Below are 19,705 nucleotides of genomic sequence, written 5' to 3'. Positions count from 1 at the left end.
ATTAGGGGCTTGCAGAACACAACTGGAACAGATAGCGTATGTTCTGGATTTGTTTCTCATTCTCGAGGGTTTTAAACGATGCTGACTCGTAAGCAACAGGAGCTTTTGCTGTTCATCCATGAACGCATGAAGGAATCTGGCGTGCCACCCTCGTTTGATGAAATGAAGGATGCGCTTGATCTTGCATCGAAGTCAGGCATTCACCGCCTGATCACTGCCCTTGAAGAGCGCGGATTTATCCGGCGCCTGCCAAACAGGGCAAGGGCACTTGAGGTGATCAAGCTCCCCGAAGCGATGATGACCAGCATTCCGCCGCGCAAAAGCGGGTTTTCACCCTCCGTCATTCAGGGCAGCCTTGGCAAGCCGCAGCCGGTGCCGTCGCCCTCTTCCAAATCGGTTGATGACCAGAAAAACGCCGCCTCCATTCCTGTTATGGGCCGCATTGCTGCAGGTGTGCCCATTTCGGCTATTCAAAACAACACCCATGACATCTCCGTTCCGGCCGAAATGCTGGGAACGGGTGAGCATTATGCTCTGGAGGTCAAAGGTGATTCAATGATCGAGGCCGGCATTCTGGATGGTGACACCGTGATTATTCGCAATGTCACCACGGCCAATGCCGGAGACATTGTTGTTGCGCTGGTGGATGATGAGGAAGCGACATTGAAGCGTTTTCGCCGTCGCGGTGCGTCTATCGCACTGGAAGCAGCCAATCCCGCCTATGAAACGCGCATTTTTGGACCTGACCGGGTGAAGATCCAGGGAAAACTCGTCGGTCTCATTCGTCGCTATCACTAGAATCGTCAGATTGCTCTTCATCATCACGCACGACTGGTTGAAGTGCGTGACTTTGAGGAGAAAGATAAGCGTTGGTGCGCCAATCGTAATAACGGTGGCGCGTCCAAGGTCTTTGTTCACCATGAAACGTTGTTGCCATTTTTAAAGATCGGGTTGATCGCTCTTCGAGCGTGAGTTCAAGGGCGCCCGTTTGACGTAACATATCTCGGTCAATGAGCACGGGGGCGCTTGTATTGATCTCGTTTTCGCTTGCGGACTTCATTGGATTTGTGGATGCCATTTGAACTGTCGATGGAATTGCCGATGGATCTGGGCACTTGGCGTAAAAGCGCGACTGGGTTGAGACAATGAGATCAGCCAGCGTGCAGGCAGCCGCGCTGTAATCCCGGTCCTGAACAAGCGTGACAATCCAATCGTTGCTGAGTGCGGCCACGCAGAAGCCACCTGTGCGACAATAAAAAACATCGCGTCTGGCTTTGGCCTTATCAAGTGCGGCAGCTATGGCGCTCAATGCCTCGGCAGGGTCGATTCGCTGCTTTTTGTCTTTTTTGTCCTGCTGCTTTTCAGGGCGGGTTTTGTTTTCAGTTTCAGGATTTTTAGTTTCAAGTTTGGGCAAATTTTCGGCCGCAATCGTTTCTGAAATATCAAGTGCTGTGGCCCATTGGTTATAGATGAAGCTCGGCGGGCGTTTTTTATTGGTGGCAATGGTCACGGAGTGAGCGCTTGAGGCACGCAAAATGCCCACCAATTGCCCGTCCTCGGTAACAGTCAGCGTCGGCAATGGCGGTTGTGGTTTGAAGGCTTCATAGCCGCATGCAAACGCAATGATCAAGGCGCCCATTGTTCGCAGGCGTGTTTTCAGTAGGGTCAAAACCAGCAAACCGATGGAGGATACTGGCAAAAACCACCACTCGAATCGTCCAAACGTAAAGCCGGCACCCCAACTCGCAACGCGGCTTGCAACGGCCAACACACCGTCGAGGCCGAAGCCCATGAGCCGCAACGGCCATTCCTCCAGCCCAAGCGGCATAAGCAGTACGCCAATCATGGCAAAGGGCATGACGATCATCGAGATAATGGGAGAGGCCAGAAGGTTGGCCTCCAGGCCATGCAGACCAACCCGGTGGAAGTGCGCCGCCGAGAACATTGCCGTGGAAAATCCTCCCAAAGCCGAGGTCATCAAGATGCCACCAATCAGCTTGGTCAGAGGTATGAACGGCTTTAAGATGGCAATACGGGGCAAAATGGCGGGCAATCTCGGCCGTTGTCGCCAAAGATCAAAGCCAGCAATGAGCGCGAAAGTCGCAGCAAATGACATTTGCAGGCTTGGCCCCATCACTTGCGATGGAGAAATCACCACCACCAAAATTGCGGCGAGCGCGGTATTGCGCAAACTCAGAACCGGCCGGTCAAAAAACGCGGCCGACAGCATGATCACCATCATCAAATAGGCCCGTTGCGCCGCTATTTCATAACCGGAGATGAGAAAATATCCGGTGGTTGTCGCAATCGCGCCTGCGGCTGCGATTTTCTTGACCGACAATATTTCAGCAAGTCCCGGCACCAGGCTGAGTGTTCGTCTGATTCCGACAAAGAAAAGTCCCCCCGCGAGCGCCATATGCAGACCGGAGATAGAGATAATATGGGCAAGCCCCGAGACACGCAGATCATTATTGGCTTGATCGGAAAGACCGCGACGCTCACCTGTGACAATGGCAACACCAAAGGCACCGGCATCGCCGGGCACCCAAAACCGGATGCGCGCTGAGATCGCATTGCGCACCTCCTGAGTCGTATCGCTGAACGCCTGAAGACTTTTACTCCAAAGATCCGTCTGCTGGTAGGATTGCGTGTGCCAAGCCGTTGGCGGGCGATAGAAATATCCAATCGCCCCTGTGCCGGTGAAGTAGGAGCTTTGCGCAAAGTCGTTCAATCCCGGAAGAGCCGGACCAGATGGCGGGCTCAAACGTGCCCGCCCTTCAATCAGATCACCGGGTTTGAATGCCGTGTGCTTGCCACGGGCCAGCAACGCGACCTGTTGGGGCATGCGCTTCAGTTGAGGTTTGGCCGTTTCCAGAAGGGCGATCACATATCTTTGATGACCGCTGGCATTAATCTCTGCTGAAATCACCCTGCCCCGCACAAGCGTGGTGACGGGTCCATCCAGAATGATGGTGTCGAGTCTGCTGGTCTCGATAGCGGCCAAAACCATGCCTGCCACAGCCAAAGCAGCAATGCCCAAAGTACGGGCCAGCACCGGCTGGCGAAAGCGCGTTCTTGTCCAAAGAATTGTGCAAACGCCGCAGATCAAAACAAGCGGCGAGACAGCCAAATCGTAGGGGCGGCTAAACCACCATATCGCCCCAAGCCCCAGAAAAACCGGCAAAAACAGAAATGCGCGCCCATAGATCAATTCCTGCTCAGCGCAGGTGCGCACCATCGCGATGAACCGCCGCCAGGGAGATACAATCAGCGACGATGTTGGATAGACATCTGAGTCGTTTGCGTCGTTAAAACTCGGGTGATCATGCACCGGTGATGGGGTTGGCGATCTGGCTGGCAATGGCCATGGCGCTAGGCGCGCTCGTGGTCTTGGCGCTTGCGTTTCGCTAATCTGTTGCCACTCGTCCGTGTCCAGCGCCAAATCTGCCGCTACCCCGTTTTCAGGCCAACCAGAGGTGTAATCAGCCCCTCAATTGGCAAAGCGAAACCATCATCCCTATTGGCCATAAAACAGCCGAACACCTTGAAACACACGATATTTGCAAGACATGCGAGACAATATCAATCAAAAGCTGTGGTGGGTAGTGGCGAAAAAAGCCTTTACCATATTGCAAGAGAGATTTGCGTTTGCGGCATATTGCGGCGCACACTTTATCACATCAATAGCTTGGCATTAACCTTCGGATCATATAGCTAATCCAGAACGCTTAACCTGAGGCAAAGCGAAAGCCGCGCCTCCCCGCCTATTATCCGGAGGATCAGCATGACGGAACAAAGCGCAAACTTGAAGATTGATGACAAGTCGGTTGAACTGACCGTCAAGAGCGGCACGATTGGCCCGGACGTCATCGACATCGCCGCTCTCTACAAGCACACAGGCAAGTTCACTTACGACCCGGGATTTACGTCCACGGCGTCATGCGAATCCAAAATCACCTATATCGATGGTGATGAAGGCGTTTTGCTGCACCGCGGCTATCCTATCGAGCAATTGGCTGAAAAAGGCGACTTCCTCGAAGTTTGCTACCTTCTCCTCTACGGGGAACTGCCAACAGCTGCACAAAAAGCTGATTTTGACCATCGCGTGACCCATCACACCATGGTTCATGAGCAGATGTCGCGCTTCTTTACCGGCTATCGCCGCGACGCCCATCCAATGGCTGTCATGGTTGGTACCGTTGGTGCTCTGTCTGCATTCTATCACGACTCAACCGACATTACCGATCCGCATCAGCGGATGGTGGCCAGCCTGCGCATGATTGCAAAAATGCCAACCATCGCTGCTATGGCCCACAAGTACCACATCGGTCAGCCTTTCGTTTATCCGAAGAACAATCTGGATTACGCCTCCAACTTCCTGCACATGTGCTTTGCCGTGCCTTGCGAGGAGTATAAGGTCAATCCGGTTCTGGCCCGCGCCATGGATCGTATTTTCATTCTGCATGCCGATCATGAGCAGAATGCATCGACATCGACTGTGCGTCTCGCTGGTTCTTCCGGTGCCAATCCGTTTGCATGTATTGCTGCCGGTATTGCCTGCCTCTGGGGCCCTGCTCACGGCGGTGCCAATGAAGCGGCCCTCAACATGCTGAAAGAAATTGGCACCGTTGATCGCATCCCCGAATATATTGCCAAGGCCAAGGATAAGAACGATCCGTTCCGCCTGATGGGCTTCGGTCATCGTGTTTACAAAAACTACGATCCACGCGCCAAAATCATGCAGAAAACCATGTATGAAGTGCTGGAAGCTACAGGCAATAGCGATAATCCGTTGATGCAGGTTGCGCTGGAGCTGGAAAAGATTGCTCTGAACGATCCTTACTTCATCGAAAAGAAGCTGTATCCAAACGTCGATTTTTACTCCGGCATCACATTGAGCGCACTCGGCTTCCCAACCGAAATGTTCACCGTGCTGTTTGCTCTGGCCCGCACCGTCGGCTGGATTGCTCAGTGGAATGAAATGATCGAAGATCCACAGCAGCGCATTGGCCGTCCTCGCCAGCTCTACACAGGCGCGCCAAAGCGCGATTACGCTCCCGTCGACAATCGTTAAAATCACTTGTCTATGGCGCTTTCAAAGCCCGGCGTTTTGCGCCGGGCTTTTTTCATGACCTGAGAGCTTCAATTTCCCATAAGTTTGCTTTAAGGAACGGCAACTGCTTCGCATCCAGCGAAGGAAATATGATGAGGTTCTCGTTCTGATGCTCGTTTTCCTGAGAAAAACCGCCGGTACATGGTTTGTAAAAGGGCTTCTCCTTCTGCTTGTCGCATCCTTCGGCGTCTGGGGCATTTCAAGCTCGCTCGTGGGCTCAACATCTAACAAAGTCATCACTGTTGGCCAGCAGAGCGTCAATGTGAATGATTTCCAGCTGGCTTACAGACGCCAGATGTCAGACCTCAGCCGTCGCTTTGGCACGCAGCTCACCACAGAGCAGGCTCGCTCGCTTGGCATTGAGCAGCAGGTCTATTCGCAGTTGGCAGCCGGTGCCGCCCTCGATCAACTGGCGGCAAATATGGATCTTGGCCTTTCGAAAGATCGCCTTGCGCAATTGATTGGCGATGACCCAGCCTTCAAGAACAGCAATGGCCAGTTCGACAAGCAATTGTTCTCATCGCGCCTGCGCAATTCCGGCATTCGTGAGGAAGATTACATCACCGAGCGGTCAAAAGTTGCCGTCCGCAGCCAGATTGTCGATGCAACGGCAGAAGGTTTTGTGGCCCCCAAAGTTCTCGTTGATGCGCTGAAGCTCTATCGTCAGGAAAGCCGCTCGATCGAATATTTGCTGCTGACGACCGCGACAATTGAACCCATCAAGGCCCCGGATGATGCAACCCTGAAAACCTGGTTTGATACGGTCAAGTCCCGCTACCGTGCACCGGAATATCGCAGCTTCTCCTATGTCAAGCTGGAGCCTGCCGACATTGCCGACACCAAGGCCATCACCGACGAACAGGTAAAAAAGGAATATGAAGCCAACTTGAAGCGCTACGAGGTTGCGGGGACGCGCACCATTGAACAGCTGACCTTCCAGACCAAGGAGTTGGCGCAGGCAGCGGAACAGGCATTGAAGTCGGGCAAGACATTTGACCAATTGGTGGCAGATCAGGGAAAAACCGCAACAGACGTGTTGCTCGGTGATTTTTCTCAGGCAGACCTGCCTGATCCGGTTATCGCCAAAGCCGTGTTTGCCATCGAAAAGGATGGGGAAACCACGCCCGTTGTTGATGGCTCATTTGGTCCGGTCATTTTGCGCGTCACCAATATCAAGCCAAGCCACACCAAGTCACTGGATGAGGTAAAGACGCAGATTCGTGAAGACCTCGCATCAACTGCGGCCGCCGCACAGATCAATGATGTGCATGACCGTTTCGAAGATCTTCGCGCCTCGGGTTCGAGCCTGGAAGAAGCCGCCACCAAGGTTGGTCTGCATGCTGTCAAGATTGCGGGCATTGATGCCCAGGGTGATGATAAAGCCGGCAAGGCAGTCGATGGTCTCCCCGAAAAGGCTCAGCTTCTGAAAACCGTATTTGAAACGGAAGTCGGAGCCGATCCTCTGCCGCTCAATTTGGGTCGCAGCGGCTACGTTTGGTTTGATGTCTCATCGGTTGATGCGCCGCGTGACAGAACACTGGATGAAGTGAAAGCGAAAGCCATTGCGGATTGGACCGTTGAGCAGCAAAAGCAGGCGTTGGGTGCGAAGGCCGAAGCCCTGAAAACAAAAATTGAAAATGGCGAAAAGCTGTCGGATATTGCCTCAGAAACGGGAATTGCGGTTGAAACCAAGACCGGTTTGCGTCGCCAGGCGGATGATCCTGTGCTTGGCCCAGCCGCCGTTCAAGCTGCATTCCGCGGACCAGTTGGCACAGTTGGCTCGGCTGTTGGTGCAGATCCGCTGACCCAGATCCTTTTGAAAGTCACGGATATTGAAACCCAGCCCACTGGCGATGTGCCGGACCAGCAGGACAAGCAGATCACTGCACTTGCCAATGCCGCTGGCGACGACATTCTGGATCAGATGGTTGGGGAACTCCAGACGAAATATGGCGTCACCATCAATCAGGCGCTGGCTCAACAGGCCATGGTTCGTTAAGTTCGAACAAGATGACCATCAATCCGGTTTTCACGCAAAACCGGATTGATACATGAGAAATTAGGCGGGCTTTGCGCGCACCCTTGCATGTAAAGCCTGATCCCATGCCTTTGGAGAGCGATCCATTATGAACGGGCTGAAACCATTCATAGCCAAAGTTGCCAACGAGCAGTCGCTCAGCCGTGACGAAGCGTCTGCGGCCTTCGAAATCTTGATGTCTGGTGAGGCGACGCCTGCACAAATTGGCGGTTTTCTGATTGCTCTTCGCATGCGCGGTGAAACAGTGCCCGAAATTGCCGGGGCCGTTTCTGTTATGCGCCAAAAAATGCTGCCGGTGGTGGCCCCTGCCAATGCCATCGATATTGTTGGCACCGGCGGCGATGGCACTGGCACGTATAATATTTCGACGCTTGCCGCCATCATTGTTGCAGGCACAGGCGTGCCGGTTGCCAAGCATGGCAACAAGGCACTCAGCTCAAAATCGGGTGCTGCTGACAGTTTGACAGCGCTTGGGGTCAAGCTCGATATCGATCCCGAAACGATTGGCCGCTGCATCGAGCAAGCCGGAATAGGCTTCATGTTTGCACAGATGCATCATGCTGCCATGCGCCATGTGGGCGCTGCGCGTGTCGAGCTTGGCACGCGCACAATTTTCAATCTGCTGGGGCCACTGGCCAATCCGGCGGGCGTCAAGAAACAATTGCTTGGCGTCTACGCACCGGAATGGGTGGAGCCGCTGGCCGAAACCTTGAAAGACCTCGGTTCGGAAAGTGTCTGGGTGGTTCATGGCAATGGCCTGGATGAAATTACCACCACCGGCGTGACAAAGGTGGCCGCGCTCGAAAATGGCGCAATCAGGACATTTGATCTCACGCCTGCTGACTTTGGCGTCGAACAGGTGGATCTGGACAAGCTCAAGGGCGGCGATGGAGAATATAACGCCGCCGCTTTGCGCGCAGTTTTGAATGGCGCGAAAAACCCCTATCGTGATGTTTCTCTTTGCAATGCGGCCGCTGCTCTGGTGATTTCAGGCCGGGCTAAAACGCTTCATGAAGGCATGGAGATCGGCTCGCAATCTCTGGACAGTGGTTCTGCCCTTCGGACACTTGATAAGCTGATTTCCGTTTCCAACGGAGGTTCTGAGGTATGAGCGACATTCTCACCAAGATCGAAGCCTACAAGCGCGAAGAAATCGCGGCGGCCAAGGCCGCTATTTCCATCGCCGACATCAAGGCCAAAGCGGCAGATCAGCCGCCTGCACGCGGTTTTTATAACGCTCTCAAAACCCGGCAAGCCAATGGCCAGTTTGGCTTGATTGCAGAGATTAAAAAGGCCAGTCCATCGAAAGGGTTGATCCGCCCCGATTTTGACCCGCCAGCCCTGGCGAAGGCCTATGAGACAGGTGGTGCTGCGTGCCTGTCCGTGCTCACGGATGCTCCGAGTTTTCAAGGCGCACCGGAGTTTCTTGTGGCGGCCAGAGATGCTTGCGCGCTTCCGGCTTTGCGCAAGGACTTCATGTTTGATGCCTATCAGGTTTTCGAAGCGCGCGCCTGGGGTGCCGATTGCATCTTGCTGATCATGGCATCCCTCAATGATGCGGAAGCTGCGGATTTGGAAGGTCAGGCGCTGGCCCTTGGCATGGATGTGCTGATTGAAGTGCATGACGAAGCGGAGCTGGAGCGCGCATTGAAGCTCACCTCCCCGCTGGTTGGTATCAACAATCGCAATCTGCGCACATTTGAGGTTGATCTTGCTGTGAGCGAGAGGCTTTCTTCCATGGTTCCAGCAGACCGGCTTTTGGTTGGCGAAAGCGGAATTTTCACCCATGCCGATTGCCAACGCTTGCAGGCTGTCAACATCTCCACCTTCCTCGTGGGTGAAAGTCTGATGCGCAAGGATGATGTGGCATCAGCCACCCGCGCGCTTTTGACTGGCTCCAGCAACAGCATAGCCGCAGAATGAGCGGCCTGACCCATATCGGTGCCTCTGGCGAGGCACATATGGTCGATGTCGGCGACAAAGCCGAAACGGTGCGCACCGCTATTGCCGAGGGCCATGTTAAAATGGCCCAAAGCACGTTGGTTTTGATCCGCGAGGGCAATGCCAAAAAGGGCGACGTTATCGGTACAGCGCGTTTGGCTGGCATTATGGCTGCCAAACGCACAGCGGATCTCATTCCGCTGTGCCACCCTCTGATGCTGAGCAAGGTCAGCGTCGACATTGTCGAAGACGAAACACTCCCCGGCTTGCGGGTAACAGCAACGGTGAAGCTGACAGGCAAAACCGGCGTGGAAATGGAAGCATTGACGGCGGTGTCGGTCGCATGTTTGACCATTTACGACATGGCCAAGGCTGCGGACAAGACCATGGAAATTGGCGGCATTCATGTTGCGAAAAAGACCGGCGGAAAATCCGGCGATTTTCATTTTCCGGAGACGTTTTGATGGCATTGCTGCCGGTGGAAGAGGCGCAAGCGCGGCTGTTGAACACAGCAACCCCCATTGCGCGCGTGGAAACGCTGCGGCTGGCTCTGGCAAAAAGCCGTATTTTGAGTGACACCCTTCATGCTCACCTCACCCAGCCGCCGTTTGATGCATCGGCCATGGATGGTTATGCGCTGCGGGCAGAGGATGCGTTAAGCGTTGGCACAGAACTCACTGTGATCGGTGTCTCAGCCGCAGGCCATGGCTTCGATGGGACACTCAAAGCGGGTGAATGTGTGCGGATTTTCACCGGAGCACCCGTGCCCGCCGGTGCTGATTGCATTTTGCTACAGGAAGACGCTGAAAAGCTTGCTGATGGTACCCGTATCCGCACCGCATTTTCAGTCTCGAAAGGGCGACATATTCGGCCAAAAGGGCAGGATTTTTACTTAGGTGATGCACTGCTGCCAGCAGGAACACGGCTGGATTACACCCGACTGATGCTCGCAGCGGCAACCAATAACGCAACCGTCAACGTCTATAAAAAGCCACTTGTGGCACTGTTGGCGACCGGAGATGAGCTGGTTTTGCCCGGCACCACGCCCGGCCCTAACCAGATCATTGCCTCCAACAGCTTTGCATTGCATGCACTTTGCGATGATTTGGGCGCAGACGTGCTGGATCTTGGGCTGGTGCCAGACCAGCATGACGCAATTGTTGCTGCAGTTCGGCGCGCTGAAATGGCGGGTGCGGACGTGCTTGTCACCACGGGCGGCGCATCGGTTGGCGATCATGATCTGGTGCAATCCGCCCTCACCGCCGCTGGCATGGTGCTGGATTTCTGGAAAATTGCCATGCGGCCCGGAAAGCCATTAATGGTTGGGCGGCTTGGTGGCATGCATGTGTTGGGCCTTCCCGGCAATCCTGTTTCCAGCATGGTTTGCAGTCTGTTGTTTCTGGAACCCTTGCTCTGCCATCTGGCCCGCCAGCCTCTTCCCAAGCGGCGCGTGAGCGTGAAAACCAACGCCCCGCTTGCCGCCAATGATCAACGGCAGGACTATCTTCGCGCACGCCTAGAGAGCCAGCCGGATGGCTTCCTCGTTGCGACACCGTTTGGCAAGCAGGATTCATCAATGATGAATGTGTTGGCCAATGCCGATGCACTGATTGTTCGCCCGCCATTTGCGCCGGAGTTGACTGTTGGGCAAGAATGCCCAGCTTTGCTGCTGCGGGTTTGATGTCGAAATAATAATGGCTTGCTCTTGTTGCCGTGCCAGCAATTCCTATCTCCTGAAAGAACAAGGAGATAGAATTTGAAATTTCTGCCAGCCATTGTCCGCGATAGAATTGAGCCGCGCCTTCTTGCCAGCCTGACAGTGCTGGTTGGCCTCGTTTTGCTGTTTATAACGATAGCGGATGAGGTGTTTGAGCAAGATACCCATGCGTTTGATAAGGCAGTTTTGCTGGCGCTTCGCGTTACTGGTGATCCGTCGCAGATGATTGGTCCGCCCTGGCTGGCTCTGGCCTTTCGCGACATCACCAGCCTTGGCGGTTTCACTGTCATTACGATGCTGACATCGCTCAGCGTGCTTTATCTGCTGGTGGCTGGCAAAACCCGCAATGCCTTGGTTTTGGCCCTTGCTATCTCGCTGGGTGCAATTGCCGAGGGTAGCTTGAAGCTCCTGTTTTCGCGGGCAAGACCCGATGTGGTACCGCATCTGGTGGAAGTACAAACCATGAGCTTTCCCAGCGGCCACGCGATGATGTCGGCGATTACCTATCTGACCCTGGGCGCGATGCTGGCGCGTGCGCAACCCAACCGGCGTTTGCGCATCTTCATTGTCTCAGTTGGGGTCTTCCTGACCGTAGCGATTGGCCTAAGTCGGGTGTTTCTGGGTGTTCACTGGCCCACCGATATTCTGGCCGGATGGACAATCGGTGGTGCCTGGGCGCTCGCCACATGGATGATCGCCGATGCTTTGGCGGGCCGCAAACGCGACCAACATCAACCCATCAACTGATCGATCCAGTCACGATCAAGAACCGTTTCAAGCTCCATCGCGACATCATCCAGCGCCCGCTCGACACTGTCGCGATAATTTTCCGTGGTATCTTGCAGCCCAAAGCTGCGCAATAACGCGGCTCGGTAAGCATCATTGGCAAAGAGCCCGTGCAGGTAAGTGCCCATCACTCGACCGTCAACGGATGTGGCACCGTCGTTGCGGCCTTGAATTCTCAAGACGGGGCGTTGGCAATCTGGTCCCGTTGTGCGGCCCAGATGAATTTCATAACCACTCAGCTCCACATCATAATCCAGCGCATGGGCGCGGCTGTTGCGCACTGTTTTCTCCGGTGCCATTTCAGTCTCAACATCCAACAGGCCCAGACCTGGCACCTGACGCGGCTCCCCCTCAAGACCAAGCGGATCGGAGACGGAATTTCCCAACATTTGATAGCCACCGCAAATGCCCATGATGCGTCCACCACGGCGGCGATGGAGCTGCAAATCCTGATCCCAGCCGTTATTGCGCAAATCCTCCAGATCTCCAATGGTGGATTTCGATCCCGGCAAAATGACCAGGGATGCGTCTGTCGGCAAGCGTTCGCCGGGACGCACATAACACAACTCTACCGATGGCTCCGATATGAGCGGGTCAAAATCATCGAAATTGGCGATTCGTGACAGCACAGGCACGGCAATTTTTAACGCACCATCAGCCTTGCGGGTCAGCCGCTCAAGCGCCACAGAATCTTCAGACGGTAGCCGACTTGCGGATTTCAGCCACGGCACAACGCCAAAGCAGGTCCAGCCGGTAAAACCATCGATCGCAGAAATTCCATCGCGAAAAAGGCTCTGGTCACCCCGGAACTTATTGATAATATAGCCCGAAATCATGGCGAGATCTTCGGCTGGCAAAATAGCATGGGTGCCAACCAGCGACGCAATAACGCCGCCGCGATCAATATCTCCCACCAGCACCACCGGCACGTTGGCCTTTGTGGCAAAGCCCATATTGGCAATATCGCCCGCGCGCAAATTGATCTCGGCGGGCGAGCCGGCACCTTCCACAATCACCAGATCAGCACCAGCCTTGACCTCCTCAAAGCTCTCCAGAACCGACCTCAGCAACTGCGGTTTCAACCTTTGGTAATCGCGCCCCTTGGCCTGACCAAAGACTTTTCCCTGCACGATAATCTGACTGCCCACTTCACTTTGCGGCTTTAACAGCACGGGATTCATATGCACGGAAGACGGGACGCCGCAGGCCAGCGCTTGCAACCATTGCGCCCGGCCAATCTCACCGCCATCTTCAGAAACAGCGGCATTGTTGGACATGTTTTGTGGCTTGAAGGGTCGCACCATCATGCCCTTTAAGCGCGCCAATCGGCACAATCCGGCCACCAGAACGGTTTTGCCCACATCTGAGCCAGTGCCTTGCAACATCACGGTGCGCGTCATGCTTCACTCGTCGGACTTCGCTCAAACGAGCATTTTGTTTTTGGCAAAATCATGAGGGGACGCGCACTCCGCAAGGTATTTTCAGACTGTTATGACGCAGCCAAACAGCCAATGCAATGCGCCTTTGCAAATCAGCACATCCCCTTGCAGGCCAAGGCGAAATTGGCAAAACGATGGCTTTTCTGCGACATTATTTCGAAGAAAATAACTCAGAGCGGTTGATTTATCTGACAAAAGCCCTACCCTTAAGAAGGTCGCAAATAGATCAGGCTGTGTAAATCACCGCCCGCGCCATTCATGTTGAGGCTATTGATTGGCCTTAACCATCAAACACACTCTGCGATCTGAGGCTGTTCTATCGCCTCGCGGTCCGTTTGTTATGAGACACTGAAAAAGGATATATCCACGACATGAGGACACTTCTCGTTTCCACAATACTCGCCGCAGGATTCATTGGTTTGACCGGCTCTGCGCAGGCCGCCGACTGTGGCAAAGTTTCCATTGCGGAGATGAACTGGGCCTCGGCTGGGGTTGCAGCAAACATTGATAAAATCATTTTGGAAAGCGGTTATGGTTGCGAGGTGGAACTGGTCACCGGCGATACGATTCCAACATTTACCTCCATGACTGAAAAAGCCGAGCCTGACATGGCACCCGAGTTGTGGGTCAATGCCGTTCAGGAGCCGCTTGCCAAGGCACTTGCAGACGATAAAATCGTCAAGGTGACGCAAATTTTGACAGACGGCGGTGTTGAAGGCTGGTGGATTCCAAAATTCATCGCGGATGCCCATCCAGACATCAAGACCGTTGAAGATGCTTTGAAGCATCCAGAGCTTTTTCCGGCACCTGAAGATGCATCCAAGGGCGCTGTTACCAATTGCCCGGCTGGCTGGGGTTGCCAGATCACCACGGCCAATCTCTACAAGGCCATCAAAGCGGACACCAAGGGCTTTCAATTGATCGGCAGCGGCTCGGCGGCCGGTCTGGATGGCTCGATTGCCCATGCGTTTGAAAAGAAAATCGGCTGGCTTGGCTACTATTGGGCACCCACGGCCATTCTTGGCAAATATGACATGGTGAAGCTGAGCTTTGACACAAAATTTGACAAGGCCGCCTGGGACAAGTGCATCACGGTGGCGGATTGCCCCGATCCAAAGCTGAATTCTTATCCTGTTGCCGAAGTTGATACGGTTGTGACCAAGAAGTTTGCCGATCGCGCTGGCGTGGCAATGGATTACATCAAGGCACGCCGCTGGGATAATGCCACTGTTGGCAAAGTTCTTGCCTGGATGAGCGACAATCAGGCCGACAACGCCGATACCGCAAAATATTTCCTGGAGACCTATCCAGACGTGTGGGCCAAATGGGTTTCACCAGAGGTCGCGGAAAAGGTTAAGGCTGAACTTTAAGGTTAGGCCTTCGTCGATCAATAGGGAGTGGGCGACTATTTTGCCCGCTCTTTTCATTCGAACGCGGTGTGACGACAGGTTTGAAAAGGTGATGATTTCGCAAAAAGCCCGGTCTTGACAGGCGCTTTGCCTTCTCTGGTCCGGTGAAAGAACATCGATTTTCCAGACGTTGCCGTCATTGCATGCCTCTCAAGCAAACCGTGAATTCAATTAGACGCGGCTCCGCGTGCCCAATATGTTGATGCACGCCGGGTCTTTACTGAAAAGGAAAGCATATGGCATTCGCTATTTGCAGCTCCCTCCCCGCCGTATTCTGCCAGTTTCCGTCTATCGACAGCGACAGCATGCGCATTTTCAAAAAAACAGTCGATACGGGATTTAAATCGTTCGTTCGCGCTTACGGCGATTTCTTGGACAATCTTCTGCACCCGTTACAGCTGTTTCTCAATTGGCTGCAAAGCCTGTTTGTAAATACGCCATGGATCATCATGATCCTCGCGCTTTGCGCCATTGTCTATTTTGTGAGCCGTGATTGGAAAACCACCCTTGGCACAGCCATCGCCATGATGGTGATTGGCCTGACCGGGCTTTGGAAGGACACGATGGTGACCCTGTCCATGGTAACGGTATGCACAATCTGCTCGATTGTCATCGGCATCCCCGTGGGCATCTGGATGGCCCGCTCCGATCGGGTCCAATCAATCTTCAATCCGGTGCTGGATGTCATGCAGACCATGCCGAGCTTCGTCTACCTCATCCCCGTGGTGATGATTTTTGGTATCGGCAAAGTGCCAGGCCTGATCGCGGTGGTGATTTATGCTGTTGCCCCCATCATTCGCCTGACCAATCTTGGTATCCGTCTTGTGAGCCGGGAAGCTATTGAAGCGGCCGATGCCTTTGGCTCTTCAGAGCGGCAAAAGCTGTTCAATGTGCAGATTCCGCTGGCTTTGCCCAACATCATGGCCGGTATCAACCAAACCATCATGATGTCGCTGGCCATGGTTGTCATCGCCTCCATGATCGGTGTCGGTGGTCTTGGCAAAAACGTGTTGCAGGCGATTACCAATCAGTTTTTCACCATTGGTTTTCTCAACGGCTTTGCGCTGGTTGCCATTGCCATCATCTTTGATCGCACAAGTCAGGCCTATGGCCGTCGCCTGCAAAAACATACGGAGGTGGTTCATGGCTAGTCACGGCATTCAAATCCGCAATCTCTACAAAATCTTTGGGCCAGACGAGAAAAAGCACATTGACGCTGTTCGAGATGGCATCACCAAGGTCGAGCTCAATGATCGCCATAACCATGTTCTTGGTTTGCGTGACATCAATATCGACATGCCGGCCGGTGAGATCACCGTGGTCATGGGGCTGTCTGGCTCCGGCAAGTCCACGCTGATCCGCCACATCAACCGGCTGATTGATCCGACCGCGGGCGAAGTGCTCTATGATGGCGTGGATGTCTGCACAATGAACGCAGCAGAGTTGCGAAGCTTTCGCCGCCACAAAACTGCGATGGTGTTTCAGAAGTTCGGCCTTCTGCCACACCGCACGGTGATGGAAAACGTCGTCTATGGCCTAGATATTCAAGGCATGCCGCGCAGCGAAAGCATGGTAAAAGGTCAGCATTGGATTGAGCGGGTAGGACTTGCCGGATTTGAGACCAATTATCCCAACCAGCTCTCCGGCGGAATGCAGCAACGGGTGGGTCTGGCGCGCGCGCTTGCCAATGATGCCGATATTCTCTTGATGGATGAGGCCTATTCGGCCCTTGATCCGCTCATTCGCGTGGATATGCAAAGCGTGCTGCTGGACTTGCAGCAGGAGCTCAACAAGACTGTGGTGTTCATTACCCACGATCTGGATGAGGCCTTACGGCTGGGCGACAAGATCGCTATTTTGCGCGATGGCGAGGTGGTGCAACAAGGCAGCGGGCAGGACATTGTTCTGAGACCTGCCGATGACTACATCGCCTCCTTTGTGAAAGAGGTAAACCGCGGGCGCGTGATCAAAATTGGCACCGTGATGGAGCAAATGAACCAAAGCACGAGCAATCTGAAGCTGACGTCGCGCACAACGCTGGAGGAAGCCGCACGAACCATGGTGGAGCAATCCGTGACCAGCGCTCAGGTGAGCGACCGCTCGGGCAAAGTTGTTGGCTCTGTCAATTTATCATTGATCATCTCGGCCATGGTTTCTCCTGCCAAGAGCACCGAAATGTCTGTTGAAGCGGCCTGAACAACAACAGGCGGCGGAGTTTTTCCGTCGCCTGTCTTTCAATCTCTCACCACATATTTTCCAAAGAACGATGGGCTACGGCTTACGCACCTTCAAGGGCAGCCTGAATAAAAGCGATATATTTATCCTTCAGGCCTGGCTGGGCACGCTCAATCATCAGCAAGCCGAGCTGAAACTGCGTGAAGCTGTCCGTTTCATCCAGCACCATTTCGGCCAGCGCGCCGATACCTTCTTCGTATCGCTCTGGCGCATTTGCCACGTCGTTAATAAAACGGCCAAGCATAACATAGACGGCAGCTTTGCCGAGACGTTGGCGCTCATCAATCGACAAAGGCGAGCCGACACGGTTGATCAGCACGAAAAAGTCAAGGAACATGAAAAGCCGCTCATATTTCATAGCGCTTTGTGGCAAGCCTGCCTGGGTAAATAACTGCTCTCGATGGGAGAGAATTTCTTCTGTTGTGGCCCACCTTGCCATATTGTAGCGATAATGAATGCTGGGATCGCTGGCCATTTTACCAGCCGTGAACAGCGAAATTGCGAGAGCCCAATCGCTGAATCCTGCCAGCGTTGGATGGAAGCGCAAGAACAAATCAAAAGTCGACAGCCAGACGTCTCGACGGAAAATCGAATAAAAACCGCCGTTGTGCGTCGCGCCGGAATTGAAATAAGCGAGCATGCGATCTGAAGCATCGTCTTGCTCCAGTGACAGGATTGTCATCGGGCCTGGCTGTTCTGGGGCCAAGAAAGTCTCGATCTCAGGGAAAACACCAACATAATCGAACGGGATATCCGAAAGATCGAGAGGATCGATACCCTCTTTTGCGACAATCAGATCGTCATCGCCCATAAGCATAATAAAAGGTGTGTCAGCCGCCTGCACCGCAAGGACCATATTGTCATTTGCCGTTTGCGCTTCGCTTTTAATATAGGTGAGACAGGCAGATTTACCTTCCCAGAACGCTCTCTTCTCATCGTCGCCGGAATTATCCGAAAGGTTCAGAAGAGCGCCACGCTTTTCGCAAAAGGCAAGCGCGCTCTCGATTGCAGCAAAGGAGTCTTTCAAATTCCGCCGGCTCGGCATGCAAATGGTCAATTCTGACATTTCAAAACTCCAACGAACAAATAAGCGGGTGATTTAGCTCACTCGTTCAACAATCGAATCTGTTTTATAACGCATGATATCGTCAACCCAGGCATTGGGGATGTCAACTCGTGCGCGACTGCCGAGACAAGCCTCGCGCTAGCTCCAGCCGCCAGTTATCAGCTGATAAGAAAGCCCGGGTTTGGTACCGATATGACGAATTCTCTCAAAGCAGCAATTGCCCGCTATACAGCAAAGGATTTCGAGGCCGCTGCCGCCATTCTCGAACGCTGCCAACACGCGAGTCCACTACCGCTGCAAGGGCTGCTCATGCTGGGGCAAAGCTACACCAAGCTGGAACGACATGCCGACGCTGCCCAATGCTTTATGGCAGCCGCACGCGAACCCGGCGCGCAGCCTGCGTTGCTGTTATCGCTCGCACTCGCCTTGCTGCGTAAAACCGGCGACAACTGGCAGGCTTTTTTGGTCGCCCGAGACCTTCACGGCATCAATCCTCACGACAAAGAGGCGGCGCATGTGTATCGTCATTTTATCCACCATTGGCTGAACATTGAAGAGTTGCGTCAATCCAATGCCAAACAACGTGAGGCGCTTCAAAAGCGCGACGCAATTGCAATTGGCGCGGAAACCCTGCTCAATCACATCGCCTGGTGCGGCGATGAAGCCTTGAACCAGGCCGTGACGCAGATGCAAAATGCAACGCCCTTCAGTGAGGATAGCAGAGCAAGACGCCGAACGAGAGCCCATGCTTTTGGCAAAAAGCCGCGCATCGGCTATCTCTCGAACGACCTTTCCGACTGCCATGCCACAACCATCCTGATGCAGGGCATGTTTGATTATCACGACAGCGCGGCAGTGGAATTCACCTTTTTTTGCTTTACGTCTGATGCTTTGATTGCTGCTGATGGCGGGTTTCGGCAAAGACACGCCTCAAGGATTGTGCAAATCGGCCATCTCTCCACACAAGAGGCGCATGATCTTATCCGGGCGCACAATATTGATATTCTTGTTGATCTGAAGGGGCATACTCTGGGTGCCTGGATTGATCTGGTCAACAGCGGCCCTGCTCCCATTCAGGTGGCCTATATTGGCTTTCCCGGCTCCGGCAACGGTATTGATTGCGATTATATCCTGTCCGATCCGATTGTGACGCCGCCGTCGAGTGCGCCATTCTATCACGAAAAATTCTGCCTGCTGCCGGAAAGCTATCAGCCGAACGACAATATCAATCGGTCACTGTTGCCACCAACGCCGCGCGCGCTCCTCGGTTTGCCCGAAGACAAATTCATTTTCAACTCCAGCAACACAATCCGCAAAATCACCCCGGAAACATTCGATTTGTGGATGGAAATCCTGAAGCGCACCGAAGACAGCTTGCTATGGATGCTCGGGGAGCGCGCAGAGAGCAACCGCAATTTTCTTGAAAGTGTTGCCCACGCGGGTGTGGACCCAGCCCGAATCATCCTTGCCCCCAAAGCCATTTATAATGACCACATCGCCCGCATGCCTGCAGCCGATCTTGGCCTCGACACGTTCCCCTACAATGGCCACACCACCACGTCGGATGCGCTGTGGGCGGGCCTGCCGGTTCTGACCAGGAAAGGCACCAATTTCGCCTCGCGTGTTTCAGAAAGCCTTCTCAACGCCCTTGGCATTCCTGAACTGGTTGCCAGGGACGACGCGGATTTTATTAATCTCGCCGTGCGTTTGAGTCAAAATCGCAATGAGCTTTTGGCGATAAGGCAGAAAATCCACGCCAATCGTTTGATGGCACCCTTGTTTGATAGCGAAAGAAGTGCGCGCCATGTGGAGGACGCCTTTCGCATGATGATGGAGCGCGCAGCACAGGGCTTGCCGCCAGATCATTTGCGTGTCACTGCGCGACCGCCAAGAACGGAACCATTCATTCCGGGCGAAATGACAAGCTCGGCTCAAGCGTGATCTGTATAAACGCATGAAGT

General features: G+C 53.9%; 15 protein-coding genes. 12 read left to right on the top strand and 3 right to left on the bottom strand.

Translation table 11 applies throughout. The features are described from left to right. Positions 1-78: 78 nt before the first annotated feature. Positions 79-798, top strand: coding sequence for a transcriptional repressor LexA (gene lexA, locus BJF95_RS18120; protein ID WP_075640824.1), 720 nt, complete (start codon positions 79-81; stop codon positions 796-798). Here lexA and BJF95_RS18115 read toward each other — a convergent pair. Beyond that, positions 779-3,238 (bottom strand): ComEC/Rec2 family competence protein, encoded by a 2,460-nt coding sequence (locus BJF95_RS18115; RefSeq protein ID WP_075640823.1) that lies wholly within the window; start codon positions 3,236-3,238, stop codon positions 779-781. The genes lexA and BJF95_RS18115 overlap by 20 nt on opposite strands. A gap of 546 nt (positions 3,239-3,784) precedes the next feature. On the opposite strand from BJF95_RS18115, the gene gltA reads away from it, so the two are divergent. The 7 genes from gltA to BJF95_RS18080 all read left to right on the top strand — a co-directional run bounded on the left by gltA (position 3,785) and on the right by BJF95_RS18080 (position 11,556). Further along, entirely contained in the window at positions 3,785-5,074 is a 1,290-nt protein-coding gene (gltA, locus tag BJF95_RS18110) for a citrate synthase (protein WP_075640822.1), read from the top strand. 148 nt (positions 5,075-5,222) lie between these two features. Beyond that, positions 5,223-7,112, top strand: coding sequence for a peptidylprolyl isomerase (locus BJF95_RS18105; RefSeq protein ID WP_075640821.1), 1,890 nt, complete (start codon positions 5,223-5,225; stop codon positions 7,110-7,112). A 127-nt stretch (positions 7,113-7,239) separates the two neighbouring features. Further along, positions 7,240-8,262, top strand: coding sequence for an anthranilate phosphoribosyltransferase (trpD, locus tag BJF95_RS18100; RefSeq protein WP_075640820.1), 1,023 nt, complete (start codon positions 7,240-7,242; stop codon positions 8,260-8,262). Continuing rightward, on the top strand, positions 8,259-9,074 hold the full coding sequence (gene trpC / locus BJF95_RS18095) for an indole-3-glycerol phosphate synthase TrpC (RefSeq protein ID WP_075640819.1): 816 nt from the start codon (positions 8,259-8,261) through the stop codon (positions 9,072-9,074). Before trpD ends, trpC begins: the two co-directional genes overlap by 4 nt. Further along, on the top strand, positions 9,071-9,556 hold the full coding sequence (moaC, locus tag BJF95_RS18090) for a cyclic pyranopterin monophosphate synthase MoaC (protein ID WP_075640818.1): 486 nt from the start codon (positions 9,071-9,073) through the stop codon (positions 9,554-9,556). Before trpC ends, moaC begins: the two co-directional genes overlap by 4 nt. After that, complete coding sequence (locus BJF95_RS18085) at positions 9,556-10,773, top strand: molybdopterin molybdotransferase MoeA (RefSeq protein ID WP_075640817.1); 1,218 nt, start codon at positions 9,556-9,558, stop codon at positions 10,771-10,773. Before moaC ends, BJF95_RS18085 begins: the two co-directional genes overlap by 1 nt. Positions 10,774-10,848: 75 nt before the next feature. After that, a complete protein-coding gene (locus BJF95_RS18080) occupies positions 10,849-11,556 on the top strand; it encodes a phosphatase PAP2 family protein (RefSeq protein WP_075640816.1) in 708 nt (235 codons plus the stop codon). Here the strand turns inward: BJF95_RS18080 and BJF95_RS18075 are convergent. Continuing rightward, a complete protein-coding gene (locus tag BJF95_RS18075; protein WP_075640815.1) occupies positions 11,541-12,995 on the bottom strand; it encodes a cobyric acid synthase in 1,455 nt (484 codons plus the stop codon). The two genes, BJF95_RS18080 and BJF95_RS18075, sit on opposite strands and share 16 nt — an antisense overlap. A gap of 410 nt (positions 12,996-13,405) precedes the next feature. On the opposite strand from BJF95_RS18075, the gene BJF95_RS18070 reads away from it, so the two are divergent. From BJF95_RS18070 to BJF95_RS18060, 3 genes are all read left to right on the top strand, one after another. Further along, entirely contained in the window at positions 13,406-14,404 is a 999-nt protein-coding gene (locus BJF95_RS18070; protein ID WP_075640814.1) for an ABC transporter substrate-binding protein, read from the top strand. Positions 14,405-14,679: 275 nt separating this feature from the next. Next, on the top strand, positions 14,680-15,594 hold the full coding sequence (locus BJF95_RS18065) for an ABC transporter permease (protein ID WP_075640813.1): 915 nt from the start codon (positions 14,680-14,682) through the stop codon (positions 15,592-15,594). Further along, a complete protein-coding gene (locus BJF95_RS18060) occupies positions 15,587-16,639 on the top strand; it encodes a quaternary amine ABC transporter ATP-binding protein (RefSeq protein ID WP_075640812.1) in 1,053 nt (350 codons plus the stop codon). Before BJF95_RS18065 ends, BJF95_RS18060 begins: the two co-directional genes overlap by 8 nt. Before the next feature lie 82 nt (positions 16,640-16,721). Here BJF95_RS18060 and BJF95_RS18055 read toward each other — a convergent pair whose 3' ends face one another. Beyond that, positions 16,722-17,522 (bottom strand): hypothetical protein, encoded by an 801-nt coding sequence (locus BJF95_RS18055; RefSeq protein ID WP_139317556.1) that lies wholly within the window; start codon positions 17,520-17,522, stop codon positions 16,722-16,724. A 414-nt stretch (positions 17,523-17,936) separates the two neighbouring features. Between BJF95_RS18055 and BJF95_RS18050 the strand changes: the two genes are divergently transcribed. Continuing rightward, complete coding sequence (locus BJF95_RS18050) at positions 17,937-19,685, top strand: O-linked N-acetylglucosamine transferase, SPINDLY family protein (RefSeq protein WP_075640810.1); 1,749 nt, start codon at positions 17,937-17,939, stop codon at positions 19,683-19,685. Positions 19,686-19,705 lie beyond the last annotated feature (20 nt).

The organism is Rhizobium oryziradicis, from assembly GCF_001939045.1.
In the GTDB taxonomy this organism is placed as follows: domain Bacteria; phylum Pseudomonadota; class Alphaproteobacteria; order Rhizobiales; family Rhizobiaceae; genus Allorhizobium; species Allorhizobium oryziradicis.
This window is presented reverse-complemented; position numbering and strand designations above follow the sequence as displayed.

Excerpts from the sequence above, each read along its gene's own strand:
- trpD (WP_075640820.1), top strand. The coding sequence starts at position 7,240 with ATGAACGGGCTGAAACCATTCATAGCCAAAGTTGCCAACGAGCAGTCG.
- gltA (WP_075640822.1), top strand. The coding sequence starts at position 3,785 with ATGACGGAACAAAGCGCAAACTTGAAGATTGATGACAAGTCGGTTGAA.
- BJF95_RS18050 (WP_075640810.1), top strand. The coding sequence starts at position 17,937 with ATGACGAATTCTCTCAAAGCAGCAATTGCCCGCTATACAGCAAAGGAT.
- BJF95_RS18105 (WP_075640821.1), top strand. The coding sequence starts at position 5,223 with ATGCTCGTTTTCCTGAGAAAAACCGCCGGTACATGGTTTGTAAAAGGG.
- trpC (WP_075640819.1), top strand. The coding sequence starts at position 8,259 with ATGAGCGACATTCTCACCAAGATCGAAGCCTACAAGCGCGAAGAAATC.
- BJF95_RS18060 (WP_075640812.1), top strand. The coding sequence starts at position 15,587 with ATGGCTAGTCACGGCATTCAAATCCGCAATCTCTACAAAATCTTTGGG.
- BJF95_RS18115 (WP_075640823.1), bottom strand. The coding sequence starts at position 3,238 with ATGGTGCGCACCTGCGCTGAGCAGGAATTGATCTATGGGCGCGCATTT.
- moaC (WP_075640818.1), top strand. The coding sequence starts at position 9,071 with ATGAGCGGCCTGACCCATATCGGTGCCTCTGGCGAGGCACATATGGTC.
- BJF95_RS18075 (WP_075640815.1), bottom strand. The coding sequence starts at position 12,995 with ATGACGCGCACCGTGATGTTGCAAGGCACTGGCTCAGATGTGGGCAAA.
- BJF95_RS18070 (WP_075640814.1), top strand. The coding sequence starts at position 13,406 with ATGAGGACACTTCTCGTTTCCACAATACTCGCCGCAGGATTCATTGGT.
- BJF95_RS18085 (WP_075640817.1), top strand. The coding sequence starts at position 9,556 with ATGGCATTGCTGCCGGTGGAAGAGGCGCAAGCGCGGCTGTTGAACACA.
- BJF95_RS18065 (WP_075640813.1), top strand. The coding sequence starts at position 14,680 with ATGGCATTCGCTATTTGCAGCTCCCTCCCCGCCGTATTCTGCCAGTTT.
- lexA (WP_075640824.1), top strand. The coding sequence starts at position 79 with ATGCTGACTCGTAAGCAACAGGAGCTTTTGCTGTTCATCCATGAACGC.